At 68.2% G+C, this 19,305-nt stretch carries 16 protein-coding genes and 2 pseudogenes; 9 read left to right on the top strand and 9 right to left on the bottom strand.

The window, feature by feature from the left end; all coding sequences use genetic code 11:
* Positions 1-39: 39 nt before the first annotated feature.
* Positions 40-1,263: a chromate efflux transporter gene (chrA, locus tag E1J61_RS19190; protein WP_133095617.1), complete on the bottom strand. Its 1,224-nt coding sequence runs from the start codon at positions 1,261-1,263 to the stop codon at positions 40-42.
* 340 nt (positions 1,264-1,603) lie between these two features.
* Here chrA and E1J61_RS19185 point away from each other — a divergent pair, with 340 nt between their 5' ends.
* Both E1J61_RS19185 and E1J61_RS19180 read left to right on the top strand, forming a co-directional pair.
* Positions 1,604-3,160 carry a methyl-accepting chemotaxis protein gene (locus E1J61_RS19185; RefSeq protein ID WP_133095616.1) on the top strand — a complete coding sequence of 519 codons (1,557 nt, stop codon included), beginning with the start codon at positions 1,604-1,606 and terminating at the stop codon, positions 3,158-3,160.
* A gap of 121 nt (positions 3,161-3,281) precedes the next feature.
* Positions 3,282-3,533 (top strand): GlsB/YeaQ/YmgE family stress response membrane protein, encoded by a 252-nt coding sequence (locus E1J61_RS19180; RefSeq protein WP_133095615.1) that lies wholly within the window; start codon positions 3,282-3,284, stop codon positions 3,531-3,533.
* Here E1J61_RS19180 and E1J61_RS19175 read toward each other — a convergent pair.
* The 3 genes from E1J61_RS19175 to E1J61_RS19165 form a co-directional block, all read right to left on the bottom strand.
* Positions 3,506-6,772, bottom strand: coding sequence for a transglycosylase domain-containing protein (locus tag E1J61_RS19175; RefSeq protein WP_133095614.1), 3,267 nt, complete (start codon positions 6,770-6,772; stop codon positions 3,506-3,508). The genes E1J61_RS19180 and E1J61_RS19175 overlap by 28 nt on opposite strands.
* A 260-nt stretch (positions 6,773-7,032) precedes the next feature.
* The gene (locus E1J61_RS19170; RefSeq protein ID WP_133095613.1) at positions 7,033-8,067 is read right to left on the bottom strand and encodes an aldo/keto reductase; all 1,035 of its coding nucleotides are present in this window, start codon (positions 8,065-8,067) and stop codon (positions 7,033-7,035) included.
* Positions 8,068-8,145: 78 nt separating this feature from the next.
* Entirely contained in the window at positions 8,146-8,325 is a 180-nt protein-coding gene (locus tag E1J61_RS19165; RefSeq protein WP_133095612.1) for a hypothetical protein, read from the bottom strand.
* Between the two features lie 35 nt (positions 8,326-8,360).
* Here E1J61_RS19165 and E1J61_RS19160 point away from each other — a divergent pair, with 35 nt between their 5' ends.
* From E1J61_RS19160 to E1J61_RS19150, 3 genes are read left to right on the top strand one after another with little or no spacing between them, the layout of a single operon-like run.
* Positions 8,361-9,590 (top strand): NAD(P)/FAD-dependent oxidoreductase, encoded by a 1,230-nt coding sequence (locus E1J61_RS19160; RefSeq protein ID WP_133095611.1) that lies wholly within the window; start codon positions 8,361-8,363, stop codon positions 9,588-9,590.
* A gap of 42 nt (positions 9,591-9,632) precedes the next feature.
* Positions 9,633-10,364, top strand: coding sequence for a 3-oxoacyl-ACP reductase FabG (fabG, locus tag E1J61_RS19155; RefSeq protein ID WP_133095610.1), 732 nt, complete (start codon positions 9,633-9,635; stop codon positions 10,362-10,364).
* Positions 10,365-10,384: 20 nt separating this feature from the next.
* Positions 10,385-11,599 carry a cation:proton antiporter gene (locus E1J61_RS19150; RefSeq protein WP_133095609.1) on the top strand — a complete coding sequence of 405 codons (1,215 nt, stop codon included), beginning with the start codon at positions 10,385-10,387 and terminating at the stop codon, positions 11,597-11,599.
* A 60-nt stretch (positions 11,600-11,659) separates the two neighbouring features.
* On the opposite strand, the pseudogene E1J61_RS19145 reads toward E1J61_RS19150, so the two are convergent.
* The 4 genes and pseudogenes from E1J61_RS19145 to argG form a co-directional block, all read right to left on the bottom strand.
* Positions 11,660-11,731 (bottom strand): annotated as a pseudogene (locus E1J61_RS19145) (glutathione S-transferase family protein); the annotation flags it as partial.
* A gap of 35 nt (positions 11,732-11,766) precedes the next feature.
* Positions 11,767-12,720 carry a prolyl aminopeptidase gene (gene pip, locus E1J61_RS19140; protein WP_133095608.1) on the bottom strand — a complete coding sequence of 318 codons (954 nt, stop codon included), beginning with the start codon at positions 12,718-12,720 and terminating at the stop codon, positions 11,767-11,769.
* Positions 12,721-12,791: 71 nt separating this feature from the next.
* Positions 12,792-12,922: pseudogene (locus E1J61_RS38330) on the bottom strand (type II toxin-antitoxin system HicB family antitoxin); the annotation flags it as partial.
* A gap of 116 nt (positions 12,923-13,038) precedes the next feature.
* Positions 13,039-14,364 carry an argininosuccinate synthase gene (gene argG / locus E1J61_RS19130; protein ID WP_133095607.1) on the bottom strand — a complete coding sequence of 442 codons (1,326 nt, stop codon included), beginning with the start codon at positions 14,362-14,364 and terminating at the stop codon, positions 13,039-13,041.
* Between the two features lie 303 nt (positions 14,365-14,667).
* On the opposite strand from argG, the gene E1J61_RS19125 reads away from it, so the two are divergent.
* Genes E1J61_RS19125 through E1J61_RS19115 form a run of 3 tightly spaced genes read left to right on the top strand, consistent with a single transcriptional unit; the run spans position 14,668 to position 17,644 of the window.
* Positions 14,668-15,831, top strand: a complete 1,164-nt coding sequence (locus E1J61_RS19125) for a CaiB/BaiF CoA-transferase family protein (RefSeq protein WP_133095606.1) — start codon at positions 14,668-14,670, stop codon at positions 15,829-15,831.
* Between the two features lie 41 nt (positions 15,832-15,872).
* On the top strand, positions 15,873-16,844 hold the full coding sequence (locus E1J61_RS19120; protein ID WP_133095605.1) for a tripartite tricarboxylate transporter substrate binding protein: 972 nt from the start codon (positions 15,873-15,875) through the stop codon (positions 16,842-16,844).
* A gap of 23 nt (positions 16,845-16,867) precedes the next feature.
* Positions 16,868-17,644: an enoyl-CoA hydratase gene (locus tag E1J61_RS19115; RefSeq protein ID WP_133095604.1), complete on the top strand. Its 777-nt coding sequence runs from the start codon at positions 16,868-16,870 to the stop codon at positions 17,642-17,644.
* 22 nt (positions 17,645-17,666) lie between these two features.
* On the opposite strand, the gene E1J61_RS19110 is transcribed toward E1J61_RS19115, so the two are convergent.
* The gene (locus tag E1J61_RS19110; RefSeq protein ID WP_133095603.1) at positions 17,667-18,602 is read right to left on the bottom strand and encodes a LysR family transcriptional regulator; all 936 of its coding nucleotides are present in this window, start codon (positions 18,600-18,602) and stop codon (positions 17,667-17,669) included.
* Between the two features lie 258 nt (positions 18,603-18,860).
* Here E1J61_RS19110 and E1J61_RS19105 point away from each other — a divergent pair, with 258 nt between their 5' ends.
* A complete protein-coding gene (locus tag E1J61_RS19105; protein ID WP_133095602.1) occupies positions 18,861-19,286 on the top strand; it encodes a VOC family protein in 426 nt (141 codons plus the stop codon).
* Positions 19,287-19,305 lie beyond the last annotated feature (19 nt).

The raw sequence follows: 19,305 nt of genomic DNA, 5'->3' as shown, positions 1-19,305 counted from the left end.
CTCCTCGGATGCGCCGCTATAGCCGCTATGACAGCGGCGCTACAACCACGTGCCCGCCGCCCACCCCGCCACGCCGCTGGCCAGCACCACCAGCCAGGGCGGCAGCTTCCACAGCATCAGCGCCACCAGCGCCAGCGCGACCAGCACGATATCGAGCGGCCCGCGCACCGCGCTGACCCACACCGGCTGCCACAGCGCCGCCAGCAGCAGCCCCACCACGGCCGCGTTGACGCCGGCCAGAGCCGCCTGTGCCCGGCGGTTGCGGCGCAGGCTATCCCAGTAAGGCAGCGCGCCGATGACCAGCAGCGCGCCGGGCAGGAAGATCGCCACCGTGCACAGCAACCCGCCGGCCCAGCCGGACGGCGGCACCTGCAACGAGGCGCCCAGGAAGGCGGCAAACGTAAACAACGGGCCGGGCATGGCCTGGGCCACGCCGTATCCGGCGAGGAAGGTTTCCTTGCCGACCCAGCCGGGCGCCACCACTTCGGCGTCCAGCAGCGGCAGCACCACGTGGCCGCCGCCGAAGACCAGCGCGCCAGCGCGGTAGAAGGCATCGAACAGGCGCACGGCGGGATCGGCGCTCAGCTGCGCCAGCACCGGCAGACCGGCCAGCAGCAAGGCGAATGCCACCAGCAGCAGCGCCCCGGCACGATGGCTGACCGGCAGTCCGAGCGGCTCATGCGTGCCGGCCAGCGCCGGCCGCAGCAGCAGGGCGCCCGCCAGCGCCGCAACGGCCATCACCGCCACCTGCGTCCACGCCCCCGGCAGCGCCAGCACCGCGCCCGTGGCGGCGATCATGATGGCGATGCGCACCGGGCCACGGCACAGCGTGCGCGCCATGCCCCACACCGCCTGCGCCACCACCGCCACCGCCACCAGCTTGAGCCCGTGCAGCACCCCGGGTGCCGCGGCCATGCCGTAGTGCGAAACGCCCAGCGCGAACAGGATCATCAGCAATGCCGACGGCAGCGTGAAACCCAGCCATGCGGCGAGCGCGCCAGCGTACCCCGCGCGCGACAGCCCCAGCGCGATCCCGGTCTGGCTGCTGGCTGGGCCAGGCAGGCACTGGCACAGCGCGACCACGTCGGCATAGGCGGCCTCGCTCAGCCACTGGCGGCGCCGCACCAGCTCATCGCGGAAGAACGCCAGGTGCGCAACCGGACCGCCGAACGACGTCAGGCCGAGGTGCAGGAACACCAGGAACACGGCAAGCGGCCCGTCGTGGCGGTGGGTGTTTTCGGAGGGGCTCGGCAAGGTGGCCATGTGCGCGGGGAATGATGGAGATAAGAAAGGCTACGTCGGTGCAACGCGCCGATTCTGCCGGATTTCCGGGGGCAACGGCGTGACAAGAGCCGGCAGCAGCACGTCTCGCATGCCACCCATAAAAAATAAGCGCTCACTACAGCACTTATACGGCAAATGCATTAAAGCCAAACAACCACACCGCTTCCATGGACGGTATTACCCCAATCAAGTTAGTTTCCTGCCCCGCCGTTAGCCCGCAGACGCACACGCATGCCCGGACAGGCGCCAACCACGAATGACGCCGCAGATGCGTGTCACCGATGAGCAATGCGCAATGCGCTGAAGGAGGAATGGAAGCATGCTGGACAACCTGAGCCTGAAGAAAAAACTGATGCTGCCGCTGGTGCTGAGCTGGGTCTGCCTGCTCGGCATCACGCTGTGGAACGCCTGGCACATACGCACGCTGCGCATGGATGAGCGCCGGCTCGACCTGGCTCACGTCACCGACACCGCGGTCTCGGTGGTGGCCGAGTACGAAGCGCTCGCCAGGGCCGGCAAGCTGCCCGCCGACGAGGCCAGGCAGCAGGCCATCGAGCGCGTGCGTGCGATGCGCTTCGGCGCCGACGGCTACTTCACGCTGATGCGCTCCGACACCGTGGTGCTGATGCACCCGTTCAAGCCGGAGATGAACGGCAAGGCGATGGAGGGGATGAAAGACCCTAACGGCGTCTACCTGTTCCGCGATATCGCCGCGATCGGCAAGGGTGCCGGCAAGGGCTTCGTCGAATACCTGTGGCCCAAGCCGGGCGCCGAGGCGCCGCAGCCGAAGCTGAGCTACGTGGCCAACTTCCGCCCGTGGGACTGGAACTTTATCGCCGGGCTGTACCTGGATGACATCGAGGCGGCGTTCCGCGCCGAGCTGTGGAAGGCGCTGGGCCTGCTGCTGGCGGTCGGCGCGCTGATGTCGCTGGTGATGGTGCGCGTCTCCGCCAGCCTGCACCGCCAGCTCGGCGGCGAGCCGGCGGCCACCGCGCAGATCGCCGGCCGCATTGCCGAGGGCGACCTCGCCGGCCATGTCGAAGTGCGCCCGGGCGACGAGCACAGCGTGCTGTTCGCGATGCAGCGCATGCAGGCGCGCCTGACCGGCGCGATCGGCAGCATCCGCGGCTCGGCCGATTCGATCGCCGGCGCCGCCAAGCAGATCGCCGCGGGCAACGCCGACCTGTCGCGCCGCAGCGAAGAGCAGGCCGCCTCGCTGCAGGAAACCGCGGCGAGCATGGAGCAGCTCACCAGCACCGTGCGCCAGAGCGCCGACAACGCGCGCCAGGCCAGCCGCCTGGCGGAGGGTGCCTCGGACATCGCCGTGCGCGGCGGCACCATCGTCAACCAGGTGGTCGGCACCATGGGCGAGATCAAGCAGGCCTCGGGCAAGGTGGCCGACATCATCGGCGTGATCGAGGGCATTGCCTTCCAGACCAACATCCTGGCGCTGAACGCCGCAGTGGAAGCCGCGCGCGCCGGCGAGCAGGGCCGCGGCTTCGCCGTGGTGGCCGGCGAGGTGCGCACGCTGGCGCAGCGCAGCGCCACCGCCGCCAAGGAGATCAAGGCGCTGATCGGCGACTCGGCGCAGCGCGTGGAAGACGGCGCGGTGCTGGTGGAAAGCGCCGGCAAGGCGATGGACGAGATCGTGGCAGCGGTCAAGCGCGTGACCGACCTGATGGGCGAGATGCGGGCCGCCACCGAGGAGCAGACCGGCGGCATCGAGCAGGTCAACCAGGCGGTGTCGCAGATGGACCAGATGGCGCAGCAGAACGCGGCGCTGGTGGAAGAGGCGGCGGCCGCGGCGGCGTCGCTGGAGGACCAGGCCGACATGCTGCACCGGGCCGTCGGCCAGTTCCGGCTGGCGCGCGCCTGACCGCAGCGGCGCTGTCACGTCAGCGTCATACGCGGCCGGCGGCTGCGTGTATCATGAAGCGCAGCCGGCTACACCATGCAGCCGGCCCCCATCCTAAGCAGTCCACTACCGGGAGCGCACCATGATGGCATTCATCGGCACCGTGTTCGTTGGCCTCATCGTCGGACTGATCGCACGGGCGGTGAAGCCCGGCGAAGACAAGATGGGCTGGATCATGACCATCATCCTCGGCGTGCTGGGCTCGGTGGTGGCCGGCTACGTCGGCCGCGCGATGGGCTGGTACCAGCCGGGCCAACCGGCTGGCTGGATCGCCTCGGTGATCGGAGCGATCGTGCTGCTGGTGATCTACGGCATGGTCCGCCGCAAGGGCTGACTGGCCTTGCGCACGGTGATGGCATCGTTGGCGTCGGCCAGGCTCGGCGCTTCGGGCTTGGCCGGCGCAGGCGCCGCGGGCTGAGCCACCGCGTCGGCGCGGGGCGGCGGGGCTTCCAGCCCCTGCGCCATGCTGGCGCCCGGCACGGCTTCGGCCGGTGACGCCATGGTCGGCACGCGCGGCATGCGCAGGCCCGGCGCCGCATCACGGCAGCGCAGCAGCGCACGGTCGCCGCCTGGCGCCATCGCCGCCACCTGCGGCGCGATCGCGCGCAGCACCCGCACCGCCAGCGCGCTGGTAAAGCTGTAGCGCACCGCGTACGGCTCGCGCACATTGACCACCACGGTGCCGAAGAAGCGCTCGCCCAGCGTAAAGACGAACGTCGCCGAGCGGTTCACCGAGCGCGACGAGATCAGCCGCCCGCCCGGCCCGTACACCTGGAAGCGCTGGTCGCCGGTGCCGGTCTTGCCCGCCACCACCAGCGTCGCGCCGTCGCGGCCCGGCACGGTAAAGGCGCCGCGGATCGACTTGGCGGTACCGCGTTCCACCACATCCAGCATCGAACGCCGCGCCAGCTCGGCCACCTCGGCCGGCAGCACGCGCTTGCCCGGGCCCGGCTGCAGCACGTAGCGCGTGGCGTAGGGCGTGCCGTCGGCAAAGGCCAGGCTGCGCACCGCTGCACTCTGCGTGGCCACGCCGCCGGCCAGCAGGATGCCGGCCAGCTCGGCCAGCGCCGCCGGACGGTCGCCCGCCGCGCCGATCGCACTGGCGTACGACGGCGTCAGCGAATCGAACGGATAGCCCACTCGCTGCCAGCGCCTGGCGATGCGGGTGAAGGCGTCCTGCTCCAGCAGCGTGCGGATGCGGTTGTCCTGGCCCGCCTTGCTGCGCGTCTTGAACAGCCACTTGTAGACTTCCTGGCGCTCCGCCGTGCTGGCGCGCAGCAGCTCCGTCAGCGTGGCGTCGGGGTGCTGGTCCAGGTACTCCACCATCCACAGTTCCAGCGGATGCACCCGTGACAGGTAGCCGCGGTCGTTCAGGTTGAACTTGTCCTTGCCGTACTTGCGGTACAGCGCGGGCAGGTCTTCCTTGGCGAGCTGCTTGTCGCCCAGGCGCGCGCGCATGATGCGGATATAGCTGTCCTCGTCCAGGTAGGGGCGCGCGCTCAGCAGCGTCACCGACATGCGCACCGCGTTGATGTGCGGGATGGTCATGCGCACGCGGCCCAGCAGCGTATCCAGCCGCTGCTCGGAAGTCTTGCCGCGGTAGCGCTGGTAGAAGTTGACCATGTAGGCGCTGCCTTCCTGGTCGGCAAAGCGCTCCAGGTACTCGCGCCGGCCCGGGGCGTTGCGGTCCTCGAACAGGTCGCCGATGTCCGGATTGGCGTGGAAGGTCTCGTAGCGCACGATGTCGCGCATCATGCGGATGAAGACCAGGTTGACCGAATGCTGGAACGCGATGCGCACGGTCATGTTGCGCTCGCCCGCCGAGCGCTCGAAGTTGGTGAAGCTCTGCAGCCCGCCGCCGGTGTAGAAGCCTTCCCCGGCGCTGCCGGAGTACTTGCGCTCCATCGCGGCCTCGAGCATCGCCATCAGTTCGCGCTCCTCGGGCTTCTTCGCCTTGGACAGGTAATCCACCGCCCAGTGGGCAAGCACATCCTGCCGTGCCAGCCGCACCCCGGCCAGTTCGGCGCGGCCCATGCCGGCGTATTGCGCATGCAGCTCACTGATGATTTCCAGGTAGGTCACCAGCGTGCGCAGCTTGGCGGTCGAACCGAGGTTCAGCCGCGCGCCGCTGTTGATGTCGAACGGCTGGTCGATGTTGTCGGCCTGCACCCGCACCACGTTGGCGTTGCCGACACGCTCGAACAGCGTGAAGCTGGTCATCAGCTTCGACGGGTCGTCGTTGTCGCGCAGCAGGTTATGGCCGTACAGGCCCATGGCGCGCGCGTCCGTCTTGTTGTTCACGCGCTGCAGCGTCTCGGTGACGATGCGCTGCGCCTCGCGGTTGATGGTGCTGTCGACCGTCAGGTCGAGCCGGTCCATGTCGTAGCGGCTTTCCACGCCGGTCAGGCGGGTGACATCGGCGCGAACGCGGTTGACGGCCTTGCGCGTGACGAACGGCTCCTGCGGCCCGCGCTGCGGCGGCGCGGCCTTGTCCAGCGGCTGCGCCAGCGCCGCGTCGCGCAGCTCGGCGGTGATGACGCTGTTGGCGGCCAGCAGACGCAGGTAGCTGGCCGTCAGCGCATCCAGGTTGGTGTCGTCGCGGCGCAAATGGTAAGACGGCCGGCGCTGCGAGATGATCAGCGACAGCGCTCGCTTGAATACCTGCGCCTGGCGCGGCTCGGGCGCGCGCTGGTCCATTTCCTTGAGCAGCCGGTTGACCTCGCCGAAGTCCTCGCCATACCACACCCACAGCGCGTCGCCGATGCCGTTGATCTCGCCGAAGCCCTCGCGCGCCGACAGCGGCACGGTGTTGAGGTAGTCGACCACGATGCGCTCGCGCGCGCGCTGCGTGTCGGGTCCGTCCAGGTAAGCGCGCAACGACGCCGATGCCATCTGCCGGAATTTCTCGGGGATCGACGCGGTGCGTCCTTCGGGTGAGTGCCGGTACTTCTCGATCTGCGTGGCCAGCGTGCTGCCGCCGGGCGCGTCGTGCGAACGGTCGGCCAGCCGGATGAACTGGTCGAGCACCGCGCGCGACAGCCGGCGCCAGTCCAGCGCCGGGTTCATGTTGGGGTATTCGGGGTTGAGCAGGCCCTGGTTCTCGACGTACAGCAGCGCGCTCACCAGCAGCGGCGGCACCGTGGCGAAGTCGGGATACTGGCGCTGCGGATAGCGCTCGAACGCCAGCGTCAGCCCGTTGCAGTCGCGCAGCAGGAGGCCGGCCTGGTTCTTCTCGCGGTACGGCGCGAACAAGCCCTGGTCCATCAGCCTGACCATGTCGGGCGACATGCGCGCCTGCTCGGCGGGAACGTAGCCGCGCTGCTGCAGCCGTTGCGCGAACTGCGGCAGCAGGCCGTAGCCCATGCGTGCGTCGTAAGGACCGGAATGCGGAAAGCGGATGCTGTCGCTGGCGCCAGGCTGGATCTCGAAGGTCAGCCGCTGGCCGAGCTCGCCGATGAGCCGCGCCTGCCAGTGCGAATTGCGCACTTCGCTCGCGACAAAGCTATACACGACGTAGACGCCCCCGGTGAGGGCGACCGCCAAGCCAGCGAAAATCCAGCCACGACGCGACACGTTTGGGCTTCCCTGTTTGGCCGGCGTTGCGCGCATCGGAATCCGCGCACCAGCTCGAAGCGCAATGTTCTCGCGGCACGCGCATTGCGCGTGCCGCCTGTCTTGATATTAGTAGGAGTCTGGCCGGCGTGCATCAAGCATGCGCGAGGTCATGGCGTTATTGACCCTCGCCGTGCATCGCGCCGTCGCTAACGCGCGTCATTCGGAGACGCGCTTGCGCCACATGCCGGCGTGCCCTGCACCGCCGGCGTGCGTCGCTGTCATGCCTGCTGCGCGCGTGCCACCGGCCTTCCCCCGAACGGGTAGCCCGGGTCGTTGTAGCCGTGGGTCGACGCATGCCCCGGCGCGACCAGCGCATCGATCATCGATTCTTCGTCGGGCGTGATCGCAGCCCCGAGCGCACCGAAGTAATCTTCGAACTGCGCCAGCGTGCGCGGCCCCGCGATAACCGACGAGATGATGGGGTTGGCCAGCACCCACGCCGTGGCGAACTGCCCCGGCGTCAGGCCGCGCGCCTCGGCATGCGCCTTGAGTTGCTGTGCGATCACCAGCGATTCTTCGCGGAATTCGGTTTCCATCATGCGGCGGTCGGCACGGCCGGCGCGCGTGCCCTGTTCCGGCGCCTGTCCGGGCGCGTACTTGCCGGTCAGCACGCCGCGCGCCACCGGGCTGTAGGGCACCACGCCCAGGCCGTAGTGCTCGCAAGCCGGCAGGATCTCCACCTCGGGCAAGCGGTTCAGCAGGTTGTAGTACGGCTGGCAGGCCACCGGGCGCGGCACGCCCAGCTCGCCGCACAGCCGCGCGATCTCGGCAATGCGCCAGCCGCGGAAGTTCGACACCGCCCAGTAGCGGATCTTGCCGCTGCGCACCAGGTCGCCCATCGCGCGGACCGCCTCTTCCAGGTTCTCGCCGGGATAGTCGCGGTGCAGGTAGAGGATATCGATGTAGTCGGTCGCGAGCCGGTGCAGGCTGTCCTCGACCGCGCGCGTGATCCACACGCGCGAGTAGTGCGAGTGGTTGGGCGCGGGCTGCATGGCGTTGCCGAGCTTGGTCGCCAGCACCCAGTCGTGGCGGTTCGCGGTCAGCAGCCGGCCGACCATCTGCTCCGACGCGCCCTTGGTGTAGACATCGGCGGTATCGATGAAATTCACGCCGTGGTCACGCGCGCTGGCAACGATGCGCGCCGCCTCGGCCTCGTCGGTCTGGTCGGCAAACATCATGGTGCCCAGGCACAGCGCCGAAACGCGCAGGTTGCTGACGCCGAGGCGGCGGTAGGGCATGGGGGTGGCTGGCATGGGATTCTCCGGAAGGGGGGTGTGACCACGGTCCCACATTTTGCCGGGAGTTGGGCAGGCTTGCCGGCAAGCGCACCGTCAGATGGCGGGCAGCGAAATAAACGCGGCCGCCATGCTCTTTTTATTGCGCCCCTTGCAGCACCTTTGCTGCACACCCGATTCCGCGCGACAGCGCCCTGAAATGGTTTCAAGATGTTGCTGGAACGCCAACTGGCGACGATTTACCGCCATATTCTTGCGTTTGCCGGCGGCGCCCACCCCGCCGGCCTGACCAGGAACAAGGATCGGACACCATGCAAACGGAAACCACGGATGTCGTCATCATCGGCGCAGGCCCGGCCGGCTCGGTCGCGGCGGGCCTGCTGCGCAAGCACGGAATCCCGGTACTGGTGATCGAGAAGGAAATCTTCCCGCGCTTTTCGATCGGCGAGAGTCTGCTGCCGCAGAGCATGGCCTATATCGAAAGTGCCGGCATGCTGCGCGCGGTGGTCGAAGCCGGCTTCCAGTACAAGAACGGCGCCGCGTTCTCCCGCGCCGGCCAGCACACCACCTTCGACTTCCGGGAAAAATTCTCTCCCGGCTGGGGCACGACCTACCAGGTGCAGCGTGCCCGCTTCGACGATGTGCTGATCCGCGAGGCGGCACGCCAGGGCGCCGAGGTCCGTTTCGCGCATCTGGTCGAGAACGTCGATGTCAGCGGCGCGCAGCCCGAGGTGACGGTGCGCGCGCCGGACGGCAGCCGGTACCGGGTGCGCGCGAAATTCCTGCTCGATGCCTCGGGCTTCGGCCGCATCCTGCCGCGCCTGCTCAAGCTGGAGTCGCCGTCGGGCTTCCCGGTGCGCAGCGCGCTCTTCACCCATGTCGAGGACCGGATCGTGCCGGGGGGCTTCGACCGCAACAAGATCCTGATCAGCGTGCATCCGCAGCACCCGGATGTCTGGTACTGGACCATCCCGTTCTCGGACGGCCGCTGCTCGCTCGGCGTGGTGGCGGAGAAGGCGTTCCTGGACAACTACACCGGCACCGAGACCGAGCGGCTGCGCGCGCTGGTGGCCGAGGAGCCCGGGCTGGCGAGCCTGCTTGCCGATGCCTGCTGGGACACCCCGGCGCGGCAGATCGCGGGCTATTCGGCCAACGTCAGTTCGCTGTGGGGCAATGGCTACGCGCTGCTCGGCAATGCCGGCGAATTCCTCGATCCGGTGTTTTCCTCCGGCGTCACCATTGCCTTCAAGTCGGCCAGCCTGGCCGTGGAGTGCCTGGTGCGCCAGCTCGGCGGCGAAGCGGTGGACTGGGAGAAGGATTTCGCGCAGCCGCTGCGAGCGGGCGTGGATTGCTTCCGCGTCTTTGTCGAAGCATGGTATGAAGGCCGCTTCCAGAAGCTGATTTTCTACCCCAATGCCACGCCGGAGATCCGCAGCATGATCAGCGCGGTGCTGGCCGGCTATGCCTGGGACCGCAACAACCCGTTCGTCGCCGATCCGCGCCGCCGCATGGCGGTGCTGGAAGAATTCTGCAACGTCTGACCGCCGCCGAGCCGGCATGGCAATTCTGCAAGGACAACAAGCATGACCAATCCGACCGTACTGGTCACCGGATCGTCGCGTGGCATCGGCCGCGCCATCGCGCTGCGCCTGGCGCGCGATGGCTATGACGTGGTGGTCCATTGCCGCGCACGCCGCGACGAGGCCGAAGCCGTGGCCGACGCGGTGCGCGCCCATGGCAGCAGGTCGCGCGTGCTGTGCTTCGACGTCAGCCGCCGCGACGAGGCAGCGGCCACGCTGCTGGCCGACATCGCCACGCACGGCTGCTACTACGGCGTGGTCTGCAATGCCGGGCTGGCCCGCGACGCGGCCTTCCCGGCCATGACCGGCGCCGAATGGGACGAGGTGGTGCACACCAACCTCGATGCCTTCTACAACGTGCTCAACCCGGTGGTGATGCCGATGGTGCAGCGCCGCCAGCCTGGCCGCATCGTCACGCTGTCGTCGGTCTCCGGACTGGTCGGCAACCGCGGGCAGGCCAACTACAGCGCCGCCAAGGCGGGCATCATCGGCGCCACCAAGGCGCTCGCCATCGAACTGGCCAAGCGCGCCATCACGGTCAACTGCGTCGCGCCCGGCCTGATCGACACCGACATGGTCGAGGCGCACGTGCGCGAGGAAGCGCTGCGCCTGATCCCGGCGCGGCGCATGGGCACGCCGGACGAGGTTGCCGCCACCGTCGCCTTCCTGCTGTCGCCCGATGCCGGCTATATCACGCGGCAGGTGATTTCGGTCAACGGCGGGATGTTCGGGTAAGGCATGGCCGGGGAGATCCGATGAACGCGGTAAGCATCTTCTTCCTGCAGGCCATGCTGGTGGTGGCGCTTCCCTACCTGCTGTGGCGCGGCGCGGGCCTGCAGGCCGCCTTTCCGCTGGTGGCGGTGCAGGTGCTGGCCGGCATCCTGCTCGGGCCGTCGGTGTTCGGCCAGCTGGCGCCCCAGGGCTGGTCGGCGCTGTTCGGCCCCGATCACCTGCCGATGCTGTCCGGCCTGCAATGGCTCGCCGTGACGCTGTTCTGCTTCCTGACCGGCCTGCATTTGCGCGAAGACGCGGCGACGACGCACTGGCATGACACCCTGCGCATCTCGCTGGGCAGCATCGCGGCGCCGTTCGTGCTCGGCGGCGTGACGGGATGGTGGATGATCCGCGCCGGCTGGCCGGTGGCGGGCGAGCATGCCGATCCCTACTGGTTCGCCTGCGCGATGGGGATCTGCACCGCGGTCACCGCGCTGCCCGTGCTAGGCGCGCTGCTGCGCGAGATGCGGCTGACCGGCACGCCGCTGGGCCAGCTCGCGCTGCGCTGCGCGGCGGTCAATGACGCGTGGGTGTGGCTGTTCCTGACGCTGGTGCTGCTGCAGCAGGGCAGCCAGCAAGGCGCCAGCGCGCTGGTGACCGGAGTGCGCGCCGGCGCCTACCTCGCCTTCATGTTCGGCGTGGTGCGCCCCGCGCTCGCCTGGCTGCTGCGCCGCGCGCAGGAGACGGAACTGCTGCTGGCGGTCGCCTTCTTCCTGGTGCTGGCGTCGGCATTCCTGGGCGAGCTGGCCGGGCTGCATCACGTGATGGGCGGCTTCGTCGCCGGGCTGGCCTGGCCGTCGCAGGCGGCACAGCGCGTGCGCCAGCAGCTGGAACCGATGACGGTGGTGGTGCTGTTGCCGTTCTTCTTCCTTGCCGCCGGGCTGCGTACCGAGATTTCGCTGCAGGAACCGATGACGCTGTGGATCGCCGCACTGTCGCTGGTCGTCGCCATTGCCGGCAAGATGGCCGGCGTTGCGCTGCCGGCGCTGCGCGCGGGCATGGGCTGGCGCAAGTCGCTCGCGCTGGGCGCGCTGCTGCAGACCAAGGGACTGGTCGAGGTGGTGGTGCTGACCGTGCTGCTGGACGCGCGCGTCATCAGCACGACGGCATTCTCGGGGCTGCTGCTGATGGCGCTGGCCAGTACACTGCTGGCGCGTCCTCTGACCTTGCTCGCGACACATGGCCGCTTGCGCTGAGCGGCGGCCGGAGGGGCGAATGGCATCCTGTCGCTTGCCGCCGGCGATCGCCGGCTGCTTTCAGTCCCGGTCCGGCGCGCCCGGCGGAAAGAGCGAGCGATAGGGCCGCGCCTCGTCGACGGCGCGTGCGTAGAGCTGCATCGTGGTCTCCTGTCGGCGCGCCAGCGCTACGCCGCGGCGAAGCGGTCCGTGGCGGCGATCAGCTGGTCCATGATCCCCGGTTCCGTCCACGCATGGCCCGCCCCTTCGATCAGGTGAAAATCGGCCTTCGGCCAGGCCTTGTGCAGGGCATGCGCATAGCGTACCGGGCACGGCATGTCATAGCGGCCATGCACGATGACCCCGGGAATATCTGCCAGCCTGTACGCATCGCGCAGCAGCTGGCCATCCTCCAGCCAGCAGCGGTGCGTGAAGTAATGGTTCTCCAGCCGCGCAAAGGCAAGCGCGAAGTGGCTGTCGTCATGCTTGGCGCTGTTGCCGGCATCCGGCAGCAGCGTGATGGTCTCGCCTTCCCACACGCTCCAGGCACGCGCGGCTTCGACCTGCTTGTCCTTGTCGTCGCCGGTCAGCAGCTTGCGATAGGCCGCCATCATGTTGCCGCGCTCCGCTTCGGGCACCGGCGCCTGGAAGCGCTCCCATTTCTCGGGGAACATCTCGGACACGCCATACTGGTAGTACCAGTCCAGCTCTGCCTGCGACACCGTGTAGATGCCGCGCAGCACCAGTTCGCTGACGCGTTGCGGATGCTTCTGCGCATAGGCCAGCGCGAGCGTCGAGCCCCAGGAGCCGCCGAAGACCAGCCAGCGCTCCACGCCGGCAAGTTCGCGCAGCCGCTCGATATCGTCGACCAGGTGCCACGTGGTGTTGTGCTCCAGCCCGGCATGCGGCGTCGATCGTCCGCAGCCGCGCTGGTCGAACAGCAGCACGTCATAGCGCGCCGGGTCGAACAGCCGCCGATGGTCGGCCGAGATCCCGCCACCGGGGCCGCCGTGCAGGAACACCGCCGGCTTGGCTCCCGGCGTGCCGACGCGCTCGTAAGAGAGGACGTGGCCGTCGCCGACATCGAGCGTGCCGCAGTGGTAGGGCTCGATTTCGGGGTAGAGGGTACGCAGGGAGGGCATGGGGGGGTGGCTCCGGTGGTCTCGAGGCCACAGTGTACGCTGCCGCAATGGGGAATCGCGTCAGCCGCCGATCAGCCTTGTTCCATCTCGTGCTGTGCCGCCAGCGCGAGAAATGCCGATCGGCTCATATGCCGGCTTTTGGCAGCATCATCGATTTGCTGGACCAACGCTCTGGCAAGCTGATGTTCACCCGCGCAGCTTTACACATCACGCACTGAGCCGTCCAGCCGGTGTTGCCGGAGACGGCGAAAAAAAACCGGCACCCAAAGGCGCCGGTTTTGCTTACCTGGCAAATCGCGCCAACCGGCGCGACCCCACTCAGTCTTCCAGCTTCGGCAGCGAAGCGCTCACCTGCGTCGACAGCAGGCCGGTCTTGGCATACGTCTGCAGCTTCTCGCGCGTATCGACGATATCCAGCGTGCGCATGGTCAGCTGGCCGATCCGGTCCAGCGGCGTGAACATCGACTCGCCCTTTTCCATCGTCAGCCGTTCCGGCTTGTAGGTCAGGTTGGGCGAGGTGGTGTTCAGGATCGAGTAGTCATTGCCGCGGCGCAGTTCGATGGTGACTTCGCCGGTGATGGCGCCGGCCACCCAGCGCTGGGCGGTTTCGCGCAGCATGATGGCTTGCGGGTCGAACCAGCGGCCCTGGTACAGCAGGCGGCCCAGGCGGCGGCCGTTGTCGCGGTATTGCTCGATGGTGTCTTCGTTGTGGATGCCGGTGATCAGGCGCTCGTAGGCGATGAACAGCAGCGCCAGGCCCGGGGCTTCGTAGATGCCGCGGCTCTTGGCTTCGATGATGCGGTTTTCGATCTGGTCGCTCATGCCCAGGCCATGGCGGCCGCCGATGCGGTTGGCTTCCATGAACAGGTCGACGCTGTTGGCGAAGGTCTGGCCGTTCAGCGCGACCGGCTGGCCTTCCTCGAAGCGCACGGTGACTTCCTCGCGCTTGACGTCGACGTCATCGCGCCAGAACTGCACGCCCATGATCGGCTGGACGATGCGGATGCCCGAATCCAGGTGCTCAAGGTCCTTGGCCTCGTGGGTGGCGCCCAGCATGTTGGAGTCGGTCGAGTACGCCTTTTCGGCCGACATCTTGTAGTCGAAGCCGTTCTGGCGCATGAACTCGGACATCTCGGCGCGGCCGCCCAGTTCGTCGATGAACTGCTGGTCCAGCCACGGCTTGTAGATCTGCAGGCCGGGGTTGGTCAGCAGGCCGTAGCGGTAGAAGCGCTCGATGTCATTGCCCTTGAACGTGCTGCCATCGCCCCAGATGTTGACGCCATCTTCCTTCATCGCGGCAACCAGCATGGTGCCGGTGACGGCGCGGCCGATCGGGGTGGTGTTGAAGTAGGTGATGCCGGCGGTGGAAATGTGGAACGCACCGCACTGCAGGGCGGCGATGCCCTCGGCCACCAGCTGCGTGCGGCAGTCGACCAGGCGGGCTTCCTCGGCGCCGTAGGCCTTGGCGCGGCGCGGGATATCGTCGTAGTCGGGCTCGTCGGGCTGGCCCAGGTTGGCGGTGTAGGCGTAGGGGACGGCGCCCTTCTGGCGCATCCAGAGGAGTGCCGCGCTGGTGTCAAGGCCGCCGGAGAAGGCGATACCGACGCGCTCGCCGGTAGGAATGTGCTGCAGGATGGTAGTCATCGCCAGAAATCTAAGTGAATTTGTCGGCTCTTGGGCGGGCTCCCGCCGCGTCGCCCGGAAGGGTGCCAGCGCGCGCGGAAGCACGGCGACGCGGCCGGCCGAGTCACGGGCCGAGTCAGTGCCAAACGCGAATTGTGACACGGCAGCGCCCACGCGCCAAACGCAGGCCAATGCCGGGTCGCGGGCCGCACCCCGGCGGAGCGTTGAAAAGCCGCGAACGCGCCCTTCAAAACTCTCGACTGGTTAGCTCCCGGGACCCCTCCCTATACTGCGCCGCATCGTCGTTTTGAGAGCGGAGTCGTCATGCTGCATCGCGCCCTGCAAGGGATCCGGGTCCTGGACCTGTCGCGCATCCTCGCCGGTCCCTGGTGCACCCAGAACCTGGCCGACCTGGGCGCCGAGGTGACCAAGGTCGAACATCCCCGGCGCGGCGACGACACCCGCGGCTGGGGCCCGCCCTACCTCGACGCGCCGGCCGGCACCGAAGGCGGTCCGCGCCTGTCGGGGTACTTCATCTGCTGCAACCGTGGCAAGCGCTCGGTGGCAATCGACTACAGCACGCCGGAAGGCGCCGCGCAGGTGCGCGAGCTGGCGCGCGAGGCCGACGTGCTGGTCGAGAACTACAAGGTCGGCACGCTGCGCCGCTACGGCCTCGACTACGAAGCCCTAAAGGCGATCAACCCACGCCTGGTCTACCTGTCGATCACCGGCTTCGGCCAGGACGGACCGATGGCCGACAAGCCCGGCTATGACTACGTGTTCCAGGGCATGGGCGGCTTGATGAGCTATACCGGCCAGCCCGACGGCGCCCCGGGCGCGGGGCCGCTGCGCACCGGCGTGGCGGTGGTGGACCTGAGCACCGGCATGTATGCGACCTCGGCGGTGCTGGCCGCGCTGTACCAGCGGCAGTCGACCGGTGCGGGCGCGCATCTCGATATCGCGCTGCTCGACGTGGCCGTGGCGATGAATGCCAACCAGGCCGCCAACTACCTGGTCTCTGGCCAGAACCCGCAGCGCAGCGGTAATGCGCATCCCAACTGCGCGCCGTATGAAGTGTTCCGCTGCGCCGACGGCCACCTGATCCTGGCGATCGGCAATGACGGCCAGTTCGCGCGCTTCTGCGCGGTGGCGGGCATGCCCGAGCTGGCGCAAGACCCGCGCTACGCCACCAATTCGGCGCGCATCGAGCACCTGCCGGCGCTGCGCGCGCTGCTGGCCGAGCTTTTCCCCACGCGCACGCGCATCGAATGGACCGAGGCGTTCGACGCCAACGGCGTGCCCTGGGGCCCGATCCACACCATGGACGAAGTCTTCGCCCACCCGCAGGTGCAGCACCGCGGCCTGCTGCGGGTAGCGGAGCATCCCGTCATGGGCCGCGTGCCGATGGTGCGCAACCCGATGCTGGCGGGCCACGACGGCCCGCTCATGCCGCCGCCGCTGCTGGGCGAGCAGAGCGCCGCGAATTGATTGCCCTGCAAGACACACAAACCCTGCTCCGGAGACAACCGATGAAGCCAGTCCTTTCCACCGTTGCCCTGTTCGCAGCGCTCGCCACTGCCGGCGCCGCGCAGGCCAGCGCCTACCCCGACCGGCCGATCAAGCTGGTCGTGCCCTACGCCGCGGGCGGCACCACCGACATCATCGCCCGCATCGTCGGCACCCATCTGGGCCCGGTGCTGGGCCAGCCGGTAGTGGTCGAGAACCGCCCGGGCGCCGGCGGCGCGGTGGGCAGCGCCTATGCCGCCAAGCAGCCTGCCGACGGCTACACGCTGGTGATGGAGGTGGAAAGCTCGCACGCGGTCAATCCCAACGTCTACGTCAAGACCGCGTATGACCCGGTGAAGGACTTCGCACCGATCAGCAACCTCGCCGACGTGCCGAACGTGCTGGTGGTCAACCCGTCGTTTCCGGCCACCGACCTGCAGGCGTTCATCAGGCTGCTGAAAGCCAATCCCGGCAAGTACTCGTTTGGCTCGTCGGGCAACGGCGGCCTGAGCCACATGAACGGCGAGCTGTTCATGAACGCCACCGGCACGCGCATGCTGCATGTGCCCTACAAGGGCCTGGGCCCGGCGCTCAACGATGCGGTCGCGGGCCAGATCCAGGTCGTGTTCGACAACATCCCCTCGTCGTCCGCGCTGATCCAGGGTGGCCGGCTGAAGCCGCTGGCGGTTGCGGCGAAGCAGCGCCTGAAGGTGCTGCCCAACGTGCCGACCTATGCCGAAGCCGGCCTGCCGGCGATGAACAACCCGTCGTGGTTCGGGCTCGGCGCGCCGGCCGGCACGCCCGCCCCCATCCTCGACAAGCTGAACCAGGCCGTGCGCAAGGTGCTGGCCGAACCCGACGTGATCGCCGCGATCGAGAAGCAGGGCGCGATCCCCGCGCCCACCTCGCGCCAGGCCTTCTCCGACCTGGTGCGCGGGCAGAATGCGTACTGGAAGAAGGTCGTCGACGATATCCGGTTCACCAGGCTCCAGTAAGCCAGCCACCAGCAAGGAACGACATGAGCGAAACCATCCAGGAACAATACGCCGGCGTCGACGTCGACGCGCGCGGCATTGCCACCGTCACCATCCGCGACGCGGGTTCCCTCAACATCCTCGGCACGCCGGTGATCGCCTCGGTCACGCGCGCGATCGAGGCGCTGGCCGCCAACGACGCGGTGCGCGTGGTGGTGCTGCGCGGCAGCGGCGACAAGGGCTTTATCGGCGGCGCCGATATCAAGGAAATGGCCGCGCTGGACCGCGCCAGCGCGCAGGCATTCATCAGCGGCCTGCGCCGCCTGTGCGACGCGGTGCGCCATTGCCCGGCGCCGGTAATCGCGCGCATGCCGGGCTGGTGCCTGGGCGGCGGGCTGGAGCTGGCGCTGGCGTGCGACATCCGCATCGCCGCCGACAATGCGCAGCTCGGCATGCCCGAGGTCAAGGTCGGCATCCCGTCGGTGATCCACGCGGCGCTGATGCCGCGCCTGATCGGCAATGCGCGCGCGTCATGGCTGCTGCTCACGGGCGAGATCGCCAACGCCGAAGACGCGCTGCAGTGGGGGCTGGTCAGCCGCGTGGTGCCGCTGGATGCGCTGGACCAGGAGGTCGAGCGGGTGGCCGCGCTGCTGGCGCGCTTCGGTCCCGTTGCCGTGCGTCAGCAGAAGCGTTTATTGCGCGAATGGGAAGATGCGCCGGTCGATGTTTCGATCAACAACAGCGTGGCGGAATTCGGCAGCGCGTTCGACACCGGCGAGCCGCAGCAGCATATGGCCACGTTCCTGAACCGGAAGCGCTGACCTGCGCGCCCTGGTTGCGCTATTACGGCGCCGTGCCGGCCACGGCGCCGCCCTCGCGCGTGGCCACCACGCGCGGATCGTTGAGCAGGAACTGCGCGAACGCCTCGGCAAATGACGGCAGCTTGCCGTCGGCGCGCACGATCAGGTTGAGTTCGCGCAGTGCCCAGGGCTCGGCCAGCCGCACCCCCGCCACGCGCGCATCGCGCAGCGCTTGTGCCGCCACGCTGCGCGGCACGAGTGCCACCCCGACCCCCGCCTCGGCCAGCGACAGCACCGCGTCGAAGCTGTGCGCATGCAGGCGCACGTTAGGGCTCTTGCCCGCGCGCTGCGCCATGTCGCGCAGGAACAGGAAGTTGCTGCTGGTGCGGCTCATGCACACAAAGTCGAAAGCCAGTGCCGCGCCGAAGCGAACCTCCGGCTCGCGCGCCAGCGGATGCTCCGCCGCGACCGCCAGGATCAGTTCGTCGCGCGCATAGCGCACCGAGCGCACGCCGGTGGTCTCGAAGTCGCCGGCGAGAATGCCGACGTCGGCTTCGTGCGCCGCGACCGCGGTCAGGATCGACTGGCTGGCGCGTTCTTCGAGGTCGATGTTCACGTCCGGGTTGGCCAGCAGGAAGCGGCTCACGCTCGGGATGATGAAGCCATTGAGCGAGCTGCTGTTGGCCAGCAGCCGGATATTGCCCTTCAGTCCCGCCGAGAAACGGCCCACCTCGCCGTGCATGCGCTCGACGCCGAGCAGCAGCTCGCGCACATGGACCAGCAATGTCTCGCCGGCCGGCGTCAGCTCCATGCCGCGCGCGGTGCGCACAAACAGCGGCGTGCCCATCGCATGCTCGAGGTTCTTCAGCCGGTAGCTGGCCGCCGACGCCGTGATATGCGTGGCCGAAGCGCCGCCGGAAAGACTTTGTGCATCGGCGATCGCCTGGAACAGGCGCAGGTCGGTCAATTCGTAACGCAAGGCAGCTCCGGATGTCTAAGGTGTTCAGGCGAGAGCCGGATAGTGACGGTTCGCGGGCATTCTACAGCCCGGCATGCACGCCCCAGCCGAGGCCGATCCCGCATTGATGTGGACACCAGCCACTTGGTTTGCTAAGGTATTGTGGACGGCGTACACAAATCGTTGCGCCCGTTGCCGGATCCCCGAGGCTATCGTCCGTACGCCGGCTAGGTTCTTCCTGCCTGCCCCGCCCGGGCGGCTCTCTTTACAGGAGTTGTCATGCAAGTCCAGCCCTATCTCTTTTTTGAAGGCCGTTGCGATGAAGCTGTCGAGTTCTACAAGAAGACCCTTGGCGCCAAGGTCAATATGCGGATGACGTTCAAGGAGAATCCCGAGCCGCAAAAGGCCGACCCCGGCTGCCAGGCGCCTCCGGGAACGGAAGACAAAGTCATGCACATGGAATTCCAGATCGGCGACAGCGTGATCATGGCTTCCGACGGCCGCTGCTCGAACCAGCCCAAGTTCGAGGGCTTCGGGCTGACAATCAGCTTTGCCGACAAGGCCGGGGTGGAAAATGCCTTCAACGGCCTGAAGGAAGGTGGCCAGGTGGTGATGCCGCTGGACAAGACTTTCTTCGCCGAGCAATTTGGCATGGTGAGCGACCGCTTTGGCGTCATGTGGATGCTGATCACCGAGCAGAAGTAAGCGCGGCGCGTGCGGTTTC

This window comes from Cupriavidus sp. L7L (genome assembly GCF_004353535.1).
GTDB lineage: Bacteria > Pseudomonadota > Gammaproteobacteria > Burkholderiales > Burkholderiaceae > Cupriavidus > Cupriavidus oxalaticus_A.
This window is presented reverse-complemented; position numbering and strand designations above follow the sequence as displayed.